Source organism: Lutibacter sp. (assembly GCF_041562875.1).
In the GTDB taxonomy this organism is placed as follows: domain Bacteria; phylum Bacteroidota; class Bacteroidia; order Flavobacteriales; family Flavobacteriaceae; genus Lutibacter.
In genome coordinates, this window is sequence record NZ_JBFFOE010000063.1 from 1 (window position 1) to 14489 (window position 14489).

The 14489-nt window shown below is 29.8% G+C and carries 14 protein-coding genes; 6 read left to right on the forward strand and 8 right to left on the reverse strand.

The genetic code is table 11. The features are described 5' to 3' along the window. The first annotated feature begins 109 nt into the window (after positions 1-109). Positions 110-2023, forward strand: a complete 1914-nt coding sequence (dnaK, locus tag ABY863_RS09385) for a molecular chaperone DnaK (protein WP_372794153.1) — start codon at positions 110-112, stop codon at positions 2021-2023. A gap of 73 nt (positions 2024-2096) precedes the next feature. Here dnaK and ABY863_RS09390 read toward each other — a convergent pair whose 3' ends face one another. Beyond that, positions 2097-2498 (reverse strand): hotdog fold thioesterase, encoded by a 402-nt coding sequence (locus tag ABY863_RS09390; protein ID WP_372794155.1) that lies wholly within the window; start codon positions 2496-2498, stop codon positions 2097-2099. 137 nt (positions 2499-2635) lie between these two features. Here ABY863_RS09390 and ABY863_RS09395 point away from each other — a divergent pair, with 137 nt between their 5' ends. Beyond that, positions 2636-3589, forward strand: a complete 954-nt coding sequence (locus ABY863_RS09395; protein ID WP_372794157.1) for an NAD(P)H-dependent flavin oxidoreductase — start codon at positions 2636-2638, stop codon at positions 3587-3589. A 189-nt stretch (positions 3590-3778) separates the two neighbouring features. On the opposite strand, the gene ABY863_RS09400 is transcribed toward ABY863_RS09395, so the two are convergent. The 5 genes from ABY863_RS09400 to ABY863_RS09420 all read right to left on the reverse strand — a co-directional run bounded on the left by ABY863_RS09400 (position 3779) and on the right by ABY863_RS09420 (position 7429). Continuing rightward, positions 3779-4678 carry a TIGR01777 family oxidoreductase gene (locus ABY863_RS09400; protein ID WP_372794159.1) on the reverse strand — a complete coding sequence of 300 codons (900 nt, stop codon included), beginning with the start codon at positions 4676-4678 and terminating at the stop codon, positions 3779-3781. Positions 4679-4755: 77 nt separating this feature from the next. Beyond that, the gene (locus ABY863_RS09405) at positions 4756-5319 is read right to left on the reverse strand and encodes a 2-oxoacid:acceptor oxidoreductase family protein (RefSeq protein WP_372794161.1); all 564 of its coding nucleotides are present in this window, start codon (positions 5317-5319) and stop codon (positions 4756-4758) included. A gap of 7 nt (positions 5320-5326) precedes the next feature. Further along, positions 5327-6100 carry a thiamine pyrophosphate-dependent enzyme gene (locus ABY863_RS09410; protein ID WP_372794163.1) on the reverse strand — a complete coding sequence of 258 codons (774 nt, stop codon included), beginning with the start codon at positions 6098-6100 and terminating at the stop codon, positions 5327-5329. Continuing rightward, positions 6100-7179, reverse strand: a complete 1080-nt coding sequence (locus ABY863_RS09415; RefSeq protein WP_372794165.1) for a 3-methyl-2-oxobutanoate dehydrogenase subunit VorB — start codon at positions 7177-7179, stop codon at positions 6100-6102. Before ABY863_RS09415 ends, ABY863_RS09410 begins: the two co-directional genes overlap by 1 nt. A 19-nt stretch (positions 7180-7198) precedes the next feature. Then, positions 7199-7429 (reverse strand): ferredoxin family protein, encoded by a 231-nt coding sequence (locus ABY863_RS09420; protein WP_372794167.1) that lies wholly within the window; start codon positions 7427-7429, stop codon positions 7199-7201. 381 nt (positions 7430-7810) lie between these two features. Here ABY863_RS09420 and ABY863_RS09425 point away from each other — a divergent pair, with 381 nt between their 5' ends. The 4 genes from ABY863_RS09425 to ABY863_RS09440 all read left to right on the forward strand — a co-directional run bounded on the left by ABY863_RS09425 (position 7811) and on the right by ABY863_RS09440 (position 13118). Continuing rightward, a complete protein-coding gene (locus ABY863_RS09425; protein WP_372794169.1) occupies positions 7811-8659 on the forward strand; it encodes a PPK2 family polyphosphate kinase in 849 nt (282 codons plus the stop codon). Between the two features lie 110 nt (positions 8660-8769). Further along, entirely contained in the window at positions 8770-9588 is an 819-nt protein-coding gene (locus ABY863_RS09430; RefSeq protein WP_372794171.1) for an exonuclease domain-containing protein, read from the forward strand. Positions 9589-9591: 3 nt separating this feature from the next. Then, the gene (locus ABY863_RS09435; protein WP_372794172.1) at positions 9592-10080 is read left to right on the forward strand and encodes an ABC transporter ATPase; all 489 of its coding nucleotides are present in this window, start codon (positions 9592-9594) and stop codon (positions 10078-10080) included. Positions 10081-10199: 119 nt separating this feature from the next. Beyond that, the gene (locus tag ABY863_RS09440; protein WP_372794174.1) at positions 10200-13118 is read left to right on the forward strand and encodes a glycoside hydrolase family 3 N-terminal domain-containing protein; all 2919 of its coding nucleotides are present in this window, start codon (positions 10200-10202) and stop codon (positions 13116-13118) included. Here ABY863_RS09440 and ABY863_RS09445 read toward each other — a convergent pair. Both ABY863_RS09445 and ABY863_RS09450 read right to left on the reverse strand, forming a co-directional pair. Continuing rightward, complete coding sequence (locus ABY863_RS09445) at positions 13108-14160, reverse strand: lysophospholipid acyltransferase family protein (protein WP_372794176.1); 1053 nt, start codon at positions 14158-14160, stop codon at positions 13108-13110. The two genes, ABY863_RS09440 and ABY863_RS09445, sit on opposite strands and share 11 nt — an antisense overlap. A gap of 2 nt (positions 14161-14162) precedes the next feature. Beyond that, positions 14163-14489 (reverse strand): bile acid:sodium symporter family protein (locus ABY863_RS09450; RefSeq protein ID WP_372794178.1); only part of this gene is annotated, 327 nt, incomplete at its 5' end.

The window sequence follows — 14489 nt, forward strand, 5'->3', positions numbered from 1 at the left end:
ATTCTTTTTAATTGTGACAAGTTGACATATTTTTTTCAATGGCATAATCATTGACTATTTGAAGTTGTAGTTTAAAAAAAATAAGAACAAAAAATAAAATAGTAAAGTTATGGGTAAAATAATAGGAATAGATTTAGGAACAACCAACTCATGTGTTTCTGTAATGGAAGGGAATGAGCCTGTGGTAATTCCTAATGCTGAAGGAAAAAGAACAACGCCTTCAATTGTTGCATTTATAGAAGGTGGTGAAAGAAAAGTTGGTGATCCTGCAAAACGTCAGGCAGTTACTAATCCTTTAAAAACTGTTTATTCAATTAAACGTTTTATGGGTAATAAATATTCTGAGTCTAAAATGGAAGCAGAACGCGTACCTTATAAAGTTGTAAAAGGAGATAATGATACCCCTCGTGTAGATATTGACGGAAGATTATATACTCCTCAAGAAATTTCAGCAATGATTCTTCAAAAAATGAAGAAAACAGCTGAAGATTATTTAGGAACTGAAGTTACAGAAGCTGTTGTTACTGTACCAGCATATTTTAACGATGCACAACGTCAGGCAACTAAAGAAGCTGGAGAAATTGCAGGTTTAAAAGTAAGCCGTATTATAAATGAACCAACTGCTGCGGCATTGGCTTATGGTATGGATAAAAAAGGTGTAGATCAAAAAATTGTTGTTTTTGATTTTGGTGGTGGAACACATGATGTTTCTATATTAGAGTTAGGAGACGGTGTTTTTGAAGTATTATCAACAGATGGTGATACTCACTTAGGTGGAGATGATGTTGATCAAAAAATTATTGACTGGTTAGCTGCTGAATTTAAAGCTGATGAAGATATTGATTTACGTAAGGATCCAATGGCATTACAACGTTTAAAAGAAGCTGCTGAAAAAGCAAAAATAGAATTATCATCTTCTGCAGTAACTGAAATTAATTTACCTTATGTAACTGCAACTGCAAGTGGACCAAAGCATTTAGTGCGTAGTTTAACAAAAGCTAAATTTGAACAATTAATAGACGATTTAATTAAAAGAACTATTGAGCCTTGTAAAACAGCATTGAAAGCAGCCGGTTTATCAACCAGTGATATTGATGAAGTTATTTTGGTAGGTGGTTCAACTCGTATTCCTGCAGTTGTAGAAGCTGTTGAGAAATTTTTCGGAAAAACACCTTCAAAAGGTGTAAATCCTGATGAAGTTGTTGCAATTGGAGCAGCTATTCAAGGAGGAGTTTTATCAGGAGATGTAAAAGATGTATTGTTGTTAGATGTTACACCACTTTCATTAGGTATTGAAACGATGGGGAATGTAATGACTAAATTAATTGAAGCCAATACAACTATCCCAACCAAAAAATCGCAAGTATTTTCAACGGCAGCTGATAATCAGCCTTCAGTAGAAATTCACGTGTTGCAAGGCGAACGTACTATGGCAGCAGATAATAAAACTATTGGACGTTTTCATTTAGATGGTATTCCACCAGCACAAAGAGGTACGCCTCAAATTGAAGTAACTTTTGATATTGATGCTAATGGTATTATTCATGTAACTGCTGGAGATAAAGCTACAGGAAAAACACAAGACATTAGAATTGAAGCTTCTTCTGGTTTAACTGAAGAAGAAATCAAAAAAATGAAAGCTGATGCTGAAGCAAATGCGGATTCAGATAAAGCTGCAAAAGAAACTGCTGAAAAAATCAATGGAGCTGACTCTATGATTTTTCAAACAGAAAAACAATTAAAAGAGTTTGGAGAAAAATTATCAGCTGATAAAAAAGATCCAATTGAAGCAGCACTTACTGAATTGAAAAAAGCTCATGAGATTAAAGATATTGCACAAATTGATGCTGCAATGGAAAAAATTAATGAAGCTTGGAAAGTAGCAAGTGAAGAAATGTACAAAGCAGAACAAGAAGGTCAAGCTCAAGGTGCTCCAACAGGAGATGCTGGTGATGCTCAACCTAAAAGTGAAAGTGATGATGTGGAAGATGTTGACTTTGAAGAAGTGAAAGAAGATAAATAATTTCTTTTGAATATATTTTTAAAACGCCTCCTTATTGGAGGCGTTTTTTTGGTTTTAGATCAAAGTAAATTATCTATTTTTCAAGAATATGTTTTTCTAAAACAAAACATACAAAATTACCTTCAAAAACAAGTTCATTTTTTTGATTAGAAACATGTACGTTTACTACTGTTTTTTTTTCGTTTACTCTTTCAGAGATTGTTGCTTTAGCTGTTAATTCTTCATTTATAATAACAGGCTTCATAAATTTAACTTCTGCTTTGCCTAAAACAACTGTAGGCTCATTAATTGCTACCATCGCAGCATAATCAGCCAAGCCGAAAACAAACCCTCCGTGTGTTAGGTTAAATGAGTCAACAACCATTTCTTTAGTAATTTTTAAAGTTACTATTGCAGTATTTTTTTCTATGGAGGTTACTGATCCAACAAGTTTTTTTGAAGTAAGTAAGTGTGTTTTTTGTTTTGTTATATTCATTTCTATATTTATTATTTCTTTATGAAAGCACGTTTTGTTTTTTAAAAAAGTAGCTAACAAATATACCTTTTTGTCATTGTATTAAAAAGGAGTTTAAAAAAGATATAACAATTTCCTATATTTGAAAAAATAATAAAATGAAATCAGCCAAATTAAACAATCTTTTAAATATTAAATACCCAATAATTCAAGCACCAATGTTTTTAGTATCTAATACTAAAATGGTTATAGAGGCTATGAAAGCTGGAATTGCAGGATGTATTCCGGCTTTAAATTATAGAAATGAAGAAGATTTGAGATTGGCTTTAAAAGAATTAAAAGCAGCTAAAGTTGAAGGTGGTTCGTACGGTTTTAATTTAATTGTAAATAAATCAAACATAAAGTATTTAAGGCAATTAGAAATACTTTGTGATGAAGGTGTTGATTTTATAATTACCTCACTTGGAAGTCCGGAAGAAACTATTAAGCAAGCACATAAGCATAATATTAAGGTCTTTTGTGATGTAACAGATTTAAGTTTCGCTAAAAAAGTTGAAAGCTTGGGTGCTGATGCTATTATAGCCGTAAATAATGAAGCTGGTGGTCATAGAGGTAATATGAATGCGGAAGAGTTAATTAAATTAATAGCCTCAAATTGTTCAATTCCAGTAATTTCAGCTGGTGGAGTAGGGCGTAGAGTTGATATTGATAAAATGTTAAGTTTTGGTGCTGAAGGAGTTTCAGTTGGAAGTCCTTTTATTGCTTCTGTAGAAGCAGGTGTAACTGAAGAATACAAACAAGCGTGTGTTAAGTTTGGTGCTAAAGATATTATCATGACCGAACGTATTTCTGGTACACCTTGTACGGTTATTAAAACACCTTATGTAGAAAAAATTGGAACTAAACAATCTTGGATTGAATCATTTCTAAACAAAAACAAAAAGTTAAAGAAATGGGTTAAACTAATTAGATTTATGATTGGTACAAATACAGTTACCAATGCGGCAACAAAGGCTACTTATAAAACAGTTTGGGTTGCTGGACCAAGTATAGAACATACCAAAGAAATTTTACCTGTAAGTAGAATTATAGATAAACTTATTAACGATTAACATTAAGTTAATTAACCTCATTCTTTTTTACAGTAGCCAGTTAATTTCATAAATAACATGGGCTAATTTTAATAGTCTCTTTAAAAACAATATAAAAAAGCACCTGTGAAAATATAATATGCACAAGTAAAAATTATAAATGTTCAGGAAATAATTTAAAAGAGTTACCTTTTTAATTAAAAATTGAGCTTATTTAAGTAAGTTAAGTAACGCTTTAGTTAAGGTTGGATACTTAAATTTAAATCCAGTTGTAACAATTTTTTCAGAAGAAACGCGACTCCCTTCTAGTAAAATTACAGCTAATTCACCCAATGCAATTTTTAAAATAAAGCGAGGTATATTTGGCATCCAAAGAGGTTTTTGAATCGCTCTTGCAATACTTTTAGTTAATTCACTATTGGTAATATGTTCAGGAGCAACAGCGTTGTAAATACCATTAAGTTCTATATTTTCAATAGCTTTAACATACATATTACATAGATCTTCTATATGAATCCAAGGCATATATTGTTTTCCACTTCCTAGAGCAGTTCCAAGTCCTAATTTAATTGGTTTGCTAATTTTTTGAAAAGCACCACCTTCGTTGGATAATACAATACCGGTTCTAAAAATAACGGTTCTTATATTGATCGTTTTAAACTGTAATGATGAGTTTTCCCAAAGCCTGCATATTTCACTTAGAAAGTCAGTTCCTGAGACATCATTTTCTTCATAAATTTTAGTTGAAGTTGTTGCACCGTAATACCCAATGCCTGATGCAGCAATAAATGCTTTTAGGTTTGGGTTCAATTCTTTTACTTTTTTAAATAATAGATTTGTAGATTTTAATCTGCTGTTTATTAAAATTTGCTTTCTTTCTTTTGTCCATGGTTTATCTGCAATTCCTTCACCAGCCAAATGAATGATGTAATTCGCTTCAGAAATTGCTTTAGTATCAATATAATCGGTCTCTATATTCCAAAAAAAAGTACTTGGTTTTACAACTTGGTTTCTACTTAATACAGTAACCTTATATCCCTTATCTTTAAGTAATTTACAAAGATGTTTACCAATTAGACCCGTACCTCCAGTTATTAAAATTGATGCCATAAAAAAAATCGATTATTTTGTTATAAGAATACAACAAAGTAACCGATTTAAAGATTAAACAACAATTAAAATTGAATTTATAAAATTGTTTCAGAAATTTCTAATGGTATTACATTATTCATTCCTACTGTAATAGCCTCTTTATTTAAAGGGATTAAATGATGGTAACGTTCAGATAATGATTTTTTTAAACCTTCTATAACATTATCTAAAATTACGATAGGTTTTACTTTCAGAAAAGCACCTAATATAACCATATTAAATATTTTTTTATTTCCCATTTCAGTAGCCAATTTAGTACCTTCAATCTGAAAAATTTTAATATCTGTTCTTGTTGGAGGATGAGAAATACCATTTGGGTCATATATTAAAACACCATCTGGTTTTACTGATTTCTCAAATTTATCCATAGATTGTTGGTTTAAAATAATAGCGGTATCAAATATTTGTAAGTAAGGAGAGCTAATTTTATCATCACTTAAAATAACTGTTACATTTGCAGTTCCTCCACGCATTTCTGGTCCGTATGAAGGCATCCAGCTTACTTCTTGATTTTGCATTATTCCAGAATATGCTAAAATTTTTCCCATTGATAGTACACCTTGACCACCAAATCCTGCTATAATAATTTCTTCTGTCATTGTTCTATTATTTTAATTTACCATCAACTTTTATATCTCCTAAAGGAAAATAAGGAAACATGTTTTCTTCCATCCAAATATTAGATTCAATTGGATTCATTTTCCAACCTGAATTACAGTTTGAAACTATTTCTACAAAAGAAAGTCCTTTTTTATTTCTTGTATTTTCAAATGCTTTTCTTAGTGCTTTTTTAGCTTTACGAGCGTGTTTATGAGTGTGAACAGCTTGCCTTGTTACGTATTGCACTCCAGGAAGATTTGCAATCAATTCGGTCATTTTTAAAGGAGATCCCATCGTGTCAATTTCTCTTCCATAAGGAGAGGTAGAAGATCTCATACCTTCTAACGTTGTTGGTGCCATTTGACCACCGGTCATTCCGTAAATTCCATTATTCACAAAAATAATAACAATGTTTTCACCTCTGTTACAAGCGTGGATTGTTTCTGCAGTTCCAATAGCTGCTAAATCTCCATCACCTTGATATGTAAAAACATATTTATCAGGCCAACATCTTGCAATAGCTGTTGCCACAGCAGGAGCGCGTCCATGTGCTGCCTGTGTAATGTCAATATTCATAAAATCATAAGCTAAAACAGAACAACCTACTGGGGCAACTCCTATAGTATCTTCTGAAATTCCCATTTCATCAATAACCTCCATTGCCAAGTTATGAGCAGTTCCATGACCACAACCAGGACAATATGACAACGCTGTGTCTGTCATTAATTTTGTTTTACAAAATACTTGATTTTCTGGTTTTATAATGTCTAATATGTCCATTATTTTATAATTTTTTGTTCTAATGCTTCTAAAATTTCTTCAGGAGTATGTATAATTCCTCCAGTTCTACCAAAGTGTTCAACAGGAACTTTAAATTGGACAGAAAGACGAACGTCTTCTACCATTTGACCTGCATTTAATTCAACACTCAATATACCTTTAACTTGATCAGCTAATTCAAATAGTTCCTGTTTTGGGTAAGGGAATAAAGTAATGGGTCTTAATAAACCAATTTTTAATCCTTTAGCACGTCCTAATTCAACTGCTTTCTGACTAATACGGGCACTTGAGCCATAGGCAACGATTAAATATTCAGCATCATCACAATTTATTTTTTCAAATCGTAAATCTTCTTCCTCCATTTGCTCGTATTTCTTCATTAATCTACGAACTCTGGCTTCCATTTTTTCTGATTCTAAATCTAAAGATGTAATAATGTTACGTTCTCTGCCTTTTCTACCAGTTACAGCCCAATCTCCATGTAATTCAATAAGTTCTTCATCAGTCCATCTTGGCTTTTGGTCTTTCAGGTTTACTTTTTCCATCATTTGGCCTATTAATCCATCTGAAAGAATTAGCACTGGAGCACGATATTTAAATGCAATATCAAAAGCATCTTCAACAAAATCAGCCATTTCTTGTACTGATGCAGGTGCCAAAACATACAATTTATAATCTCCGTGCCCACCACCTTTTACAGATTGAAAATAATCTGCTTGAGAAGGTTGAATTGTTCCTAAACCAGGACCACCTCTAACAACATTTACTATTACTGCTGGTAATTCTGCTCCAGCCATATATGAAATGCCTTCAAGTTTTAAAGAAATACCAGGGCTTGAAGATGATGTAAGAACTTTTTTACCAGTACTTGCAGCACCGTATACCATATTTATTGCTGCTATTTCGCTTTCTGCTTGTAATACAACCATTCCTGTTCTGTTTTCAGGACGTTCTGTCATTAAATATTCAATAACTTCTGATTGTGGCGTAATTGGGTAACCAAAATATGCATCAGCTCCGCATCTAATTGCTGCTTCAGCTAAAGCTTCGTTACCTTTCATTAATTTTAACTCTGACATTCTATTTTCGTTTAATTAATTAAGCTTGAACTTTCACTCTATATACTGAGATTGCTCTATCTGGGCAAACAATCCCACAATTTGTACAACCAGTACAAGCTTCAGGATTACTCATATATGCATAGTGATAACCTTTTCTATTAATTTCTGTAGACATGCTAATAACATTTTCAGGGCATACAGGTATACAAACCTCACATCCTTTACATGTTTCATTATCGACTACAATTGCACCTTTAACTTTTGCCATATTAATAATTTTATATGTAAATAATACGTTGTAATTTTATTATCTTCAAAGATATTACGAAAACGTTGTAAAAACTATGATAAATGTCAATTTGATTTGTTTTCCATAGATAACTTATTTATTTATAATTGTAAAGAGAAGTTTTTATGATATGGAGGTAATTATCTAATTTAACGAAGTAAATTTAAAAGAATATATTTTTAGCAATAACTCAAACATATTTTGAAATTAAAGTCAGAAAATTTTAGTTATTCTTTAATATCTATTATTTTCGATAAAAATAATGTAAATAGAAATCAAGGATTATGATGGTGATATTTCAATGAAACGTATAAGATTTATAAAATAGCATAAAATAAAATTTAACAAAAATTTAACAATATGAGTAAATACAAAGTAACAAACACCATAAATTTAAGTGAATTTAATACAAAAGAAATAGTTGAAAAGGCAGAGAAGAAACTAAAAAAATTAAGAAAACAGTTGAGTAAATTGCAAGATACTATGTATGCAGAAGGAAAATATAGTGTTCTTATTTGCTTGCAGGGAATGGATACTTCAGGAAAAGATAGTTTAATAAGGGAAGTTTTTAAAGATGTAAATGCTCAGGGAATTGAAGTTACAAGTTTTAAAGTTCCATCTGAATTGGAGAAAAAACATGATTATTTATGGCGTCATTATATTGCTTTACCAGAAAGAGGTAAAATAGGTATTTTTAATAGAACTCATTATGAAAACGTATTGGTAACTAGGGTGCATCCTGAATATATTATTGGAGAAAATATTCCTGCAGCTACAAGTGTTGAAGTTTTAGATGAAGCTTTTTTTAATCATAGAATGGAAGAAATTAATAATTTTGAGGCACATATAGTTACTAATGGAACTATTGTTTTAAAATTCTTTTTAAACCTTTCTAAAGAAGAACAAAAAAACAGGTTGCTAAGAAGACTTCGGTTAAAAGAAAAAAATTGGAAATTTTCGCCAGGTGATTTAAAAGAACGTTTACTTTGGGATGAATATCAATTTTGTTATCAAGATTTATTAAATAAAACTTCAAAAGAAAACGCCCCTTGGTTTATAATACCTGCAGATGATAAACTTACTACACGTTTAAAAGTTGCAGAAATTATAGTAGAAACTTTAAAAAATTATAATTTTAAAGAACCAGAATTACCTCAAAAATATAAAGCGGAAATAAGTAATTATAAAAAACAATTGGGAAGTGAGTAATTTTAGAATCACTTTATTTATTGTTGAAAAATAAAGAAAACATCTCACAGAAAACCATAAATCGTAAATTACAAATTGTATATTTACACCTTAATTATATTAAAAATACTATGGAATTAAAATTAAAAAAACCTATCATTTTTTTCGATTTAGAAACAACAGGAATTAATATTGCAAAAGACAGAATTGTTGAAATTTCAATCTTAAAAGTATTTCCAAATGGAAATAAAGAAAGTAAAACCTGGTTGGTGAATCCTGAAATGGAAATACCTAAAGAAGCTTCTGATATTCATGGGATTACTAATGAAAGGGTAGTTACAGAACCAACTTTTAATGAATTGGCACAACAAGTAAGTGATTTAATTGAAGGCTGTGATTTAGCAGGGTTTAATTCTAATAGGTTTGATATTCCATTATTGGCTGAAGAAATGTTACGTGCAAGCGTAAATTTTGATATGAAAGACAGAGTAGCAATTGATGTGCAGGTTATTTTTCATAAAAAAGAAGAACGCACTTTAAGTGCTGGTTATAAATTTTATTGTGGTGAAAGTTTGGAAAATGCGCATTCTGCAGAAGCTGATACATTTGCAACTTATGAAATTTTAAAAGCCCAACTTGATAAGTATGATGATTTAAAGAATGATGTTAAATACTTAAATGAATATTCTACGTTTAATAAAAGAGCAGATTTTGCAGGTTTTATACTTTTTGATGATGAAGATGATGAAATTTTCACCTTTGGGAAATATAAAAATCATAAAGTTAAAGATGTTTTAAAGAATGATAAAGGTTATTTTTCTTGGATTCAAAATGCAGATTTTCCATTGTACACAAAGAAAGTTTTAAAAGAAATTAAAGAAAATCTATTTCCTCGAAAAATTGTGAGTACTGTAGATGATTTAAAAAATAAATTCAATCAAAAGTTTTAACATATGTTAGTGAATTTTGAAAGTTTGGAAGATAATTCTAAGATTTGGATATACCAGTCTAACAGAGAGTTTTCTAAAAATGAGGTAGCAATAATCATCAATAAAATGGAAGATTTTATTGATGATTGGTTGGGACATGGAGATCAAATAAAGGCATCCTATCTTATTAAATACAATCAATTTATTATAATAGCGGTTGATCAATATTATAATGAGGTTTCGGGTTGTTCTATTGATGCTTCAGTTAATTTTATAAAGGAGTTAGAAAAGCAATTTAATGTAGATTTAACAAATAAATTAAATGTTTCATTTAAAGATGCTGACAATATTAATATTGTGAGTTTATCCGATTTTCAAAATTTTGCTAAACAGCATAAAATAACTTCTAAAACGGTAGTTTTTAATAATATGATTTCAACCAAGGTGGGTTTGGCTGAAAATTGGGAAGTAACAGCTGATAAAAGTTGGCATAAACGTTATTTAGTTGAATAATTAAGATATAAATTAGAAATTCAAAATATTTAGTATTGTTATTTTGTAAATAGGATATTTTATTAAAATAATTAATAGGAAAGCACTTCTGTGAATTTTTAATTCAGCAATTTAAATACATGATTAAAATAAAACTCTTCATATTTGTAATATTGAGTTGTGCTTTTTTGAGAGCGCAAAATTCAGATCCTTTAATGACTAAAGATTCTTTAGCTCAAATAAAATGGGTTGATTCTTTATTAAATAATATGACTATTGATGAAAAAATAGGTCAGTTATTTATGGTACAAGCGTATTCTAATAAAGATGAAGAGCATAGCATATTTATTGATAGTTTAATTGAAAATTATCATATTGGTGGATTAATTTTTATGCAGGGAACTCCTGAAAAACAAGCATTACTAAATAATAGATATCAGTCAATTACTAAAACTCCGTTGCTAATTGGCTTCGATGGAGAATGGGGATTGAATATGCGATTGGAAAATACCTATAGGTTTCCTTGGAATATGACACTTGGTGCTATTAGAAACAATAAATTAATTGAAGAATATGGAATTATACTTGGAAAGCAATGTAAAAGGCTAGGAATTCATATTAATTTTGCTCCAGTTGTTGATATCAATACAAATCCTGAAAATCCAATAATTGGAAATCGTTCTTTTGGTGAAAGCAGGGAAAATGTTACTGAAAAGGCCTTGGCATTTATTAGAGGAATGCAAAGCGAGCATGTTTTGGCAAACGCAAAACATTTTCCTGGACACGGAGATACTGATGCAGATTCTCATAAAGTTTTACCAATTTTAGATTTTGATATTGACAGATTAGATTCAATAGAGTTGTATCCTTATAAAAAAATGTTTAAAAGTGATTTAGCTAGTGTTATGGTAGCTCATTTAAGTGTAAAAGCATTAGAGCCTAATGAAGAATTACCAACCTCATTGTCTTATAGAGTAGTTACAGGTTTATTAAAAGAGCAGTTAAATTTTAATGGATTAATTTTTACAGACGCTTTAAATATGAAAGGCGTAGCGAATTATTCAGTGCCTGGTGAAATTGATTTAGTAGCTCTACTTGCGGGAAATGATGTATTATTATTTCCAGAAGATGTTTCTGCAGCTGTTGCTAAAATTAAAATGGCATTAGAACAAAAAATTATTTCTGAGAAAAGATTAAATTATTCAGTACAAAAAATATTAAAAGCAAAATATTGGGCAGGTTTAGATGAATTTAAGTTAGTTGATTTAGAGAACTTAAATAAAGATTTAAATTTAGTCTCAAATGAATTATTACATAGAGAATTAGTTGAAAATTCAATAACGCTTTTGAAAAATGAATCGCTAGTATTTCCAATTCAAAGTTTAGATAAAAAGAAAATAGCGTACGTTAAACTTGGTGATGCAGAAAATAGTGATTTTGTAAATATGCTAAAAAACTATACAGATGTTGATGAAGTTTCAAGTGAAAATTTAGATGATTTAATAACCACGTTAGAACCTTATAATTTAGTGATTGTTGGGTATCATAAATCCAATCTAACCCCTTGGGAAGATTATAGATTCCAAGATAAGGAGCTGGTTTGGCTACAGGAAATAGCGAGAACAAATACTGTTATTTTAGATATTTTTGGAAGCCCTTATAGCTTATTGCAATTGAAAACTTTTAAGAACATAAACGGATTATTGCTTTCATATCAAAATAGTAAAATAGCACAAGAAATTTCTGCTCAAATGATTTTTGGTGCCATTGAAACAAAAGGGAAACTTCCAGTTTCTATAAAAAAGGTGTTTTCAGAAGGACATGGTTTAATGACAACTTCTTTAAATCGATTGGGGTATTCTATTCCTGAAGATGTAGGTTTAAGCAGCGAAAAATTAAACAGAATAGATTCACTTGCTGCGGTAGTTCTAAAAGAAAAAATGGCTCCAGGTTTACAAATTTTAGTTGCTAGAAAAGGGAAAATTGTTTATCAAAAAAACTTTGGTTTTCATACTGATGAAGAAAAATTAGTTGTTAGGAATGATGATATTTATGATGTTGCGTCTATGACTAAAATTTTAGCTTCACTACCACTTATTATGGAACTTGAAGAAAGAGGAGCTTTAAATTTAAAAAGTACTTTAGGTAATTTAATTCCTGAATTTAAGCATTCAAACAAAAGGAATTTAACGGTTAAAGAAGTGCTTTCTCATTATGGTAGATTAAAGGCTTGGATTCCATTTTATTTAAATACATTAGATAATATTACAAAAAAACCTTCAGCAGAATTCTATAGAGGTCAAAAATCAAATACATTTAGTATTGAAGTAGCGGATCATTTATTTTTGAGAAGTGATTATGGTTCTATAATGATGGATAGCATTGTTAATGCAGATCAGCGTTTAAAAGCAGGCTATAAATACAGCGATTTATCTTTTTATATTCTTAAAAAATATATTGAAAATTATTATAAAGAAGACTTAAATGAATTAACACAAAACCATTTTTACAAGTCGCTTGGAGCAAATAAAACTACCTACTTACCATTACAGAAGTTTTCAAAGAATAGTATAGTGCCAACGGAGAGAGATAATTATTACCGAAATCAATTAGTGCAAGGTTATGTTCATGATATGGGAGCTGCAATGCAAGGTGGTATAGGTGGTCATGCAGGTTTATTTTCAAACACAAATGACGTTGCTAAAATAATGCAATTGTACTTGCAAAAAGGATATTATGGGGGAAAGAGATATTTTTTACCAAAAACAATGGATAAATTTAATCACCGTTATTATGCGGATAAAAAAGTAAGAAAAGGTATTGGTTTTGATAAACCACAAATAAATAAAAATGAAAAAGCTACTTGTGGTTGTGTTTCTGAGTTAAGTTTTGGGCATAGTGGTTTTACGGGTACTTATACTTGGGCTGATCCAGAAACAGAGATTGTATATGTTTTTTTATCAAATAGAGTTTATCCTACTGCAGATAATAAGGAATTAATAAGGCAGAATATAAGAACTCAAATTCAGCAGTTTATACAAGATGCAATTATTGATTAACGGTCATTGTTTTTGTAGAAATAACACCTATTAAAATACAACTTACCAGATAAATTAAAGCATATTTTAAATTAAAAATAGAGTAAACTATAGCAGTTTGAATTAAATAAAACAATGGAAATAAAGTTGTTATTAATGCAAACCTAAAAGTATTTGTAAAAACGATATCGCTAATAGATGATTTTAAATATTTCCAAATTAATAAAGGAAAAATACTGTTTAGTTTTGCAATTAAATGAATAGGAGTAAGCCAATTAAAATTATTTTCTTTAGGAATTAATTTCGAAGGAGTTACTTTAATATTTTTAACAAGTTTGTTTACTTCATCAAGATTTGTATAATCAACTTTTGCGGTATTTAATTTATGAATAATCTCATCATAATTATCTGAATCTTCAATATGAAGCGTTAATTTTTTTAAAGCTGATGAAACTTCAAAAATAATTTTAGAAAATCGAACATCATGATTTTCAATATTTATTAAATTATTAGCTAGAATGGGTTCTCCGTAATGTATGGAAACGCTACTTGGAAAATTTAAATGAGAATTGTAATTAAAACCAACGGGTACAATTTGAATTTTTAAGTTAGGGTATTTTTTAAGTGTTCCCAAAATAATTCGTGCAAATCCTTTTTTTAATGGACGAATTTGACGTTTTATATCATGATTTCCTTCTGCAAATATTTGAATAGCTCCTTCATCTTTTAAAACCTCAAAACATTGATTAAAACTCTCTAAATTTTTCTCAATAGTGCTAATTCCGTCTCTAATTCTATATACGGGAATCATATTAAGTGAACTTAAAAAATTACGGACTGGTTTGTTTACAAAAGCACTTGCTCTTGTAAGAAAGTAAATGACTCTATTTGTAGTGGTTGGGATTAAAATAGCATCAATAAGAGCATTTTGATGGTTTCCAACAAATATAATTGCACCTTTTTTTGGGATGTTTTCTTTACCGAAAATTGTAATTTTTTTATGTAGAAAGAAGAGTCCGATTTTTATATAACTTCTCATTATATAGTACCAAATGTTTTTCATTTTTAATCTTTTATTTTTTGTTTAGACCAATAAGTAGCTAAAGCTAACCCTGAAAAAATATCCCAAATTGCCCAAAAAGCAACAAGTAGCATCATTCCTCCAAGTCCGTTAAAAAAACTAAAAATTAATAATAATCCTAAACCAGAATTCTGAATGCCAGTTTCTATTGATAATGTTTTTTGATTTTCATAAGAAAGCCTCATTGCTTTTGCAAAATAAAATCCGGTCATTAATGCTAATAGATTATGAGCAATTACCAATATTAAAACATAATGAACATAATTTATAAATATTTCGTAGTTATCATAAAATGCAATAACAATAAAAAG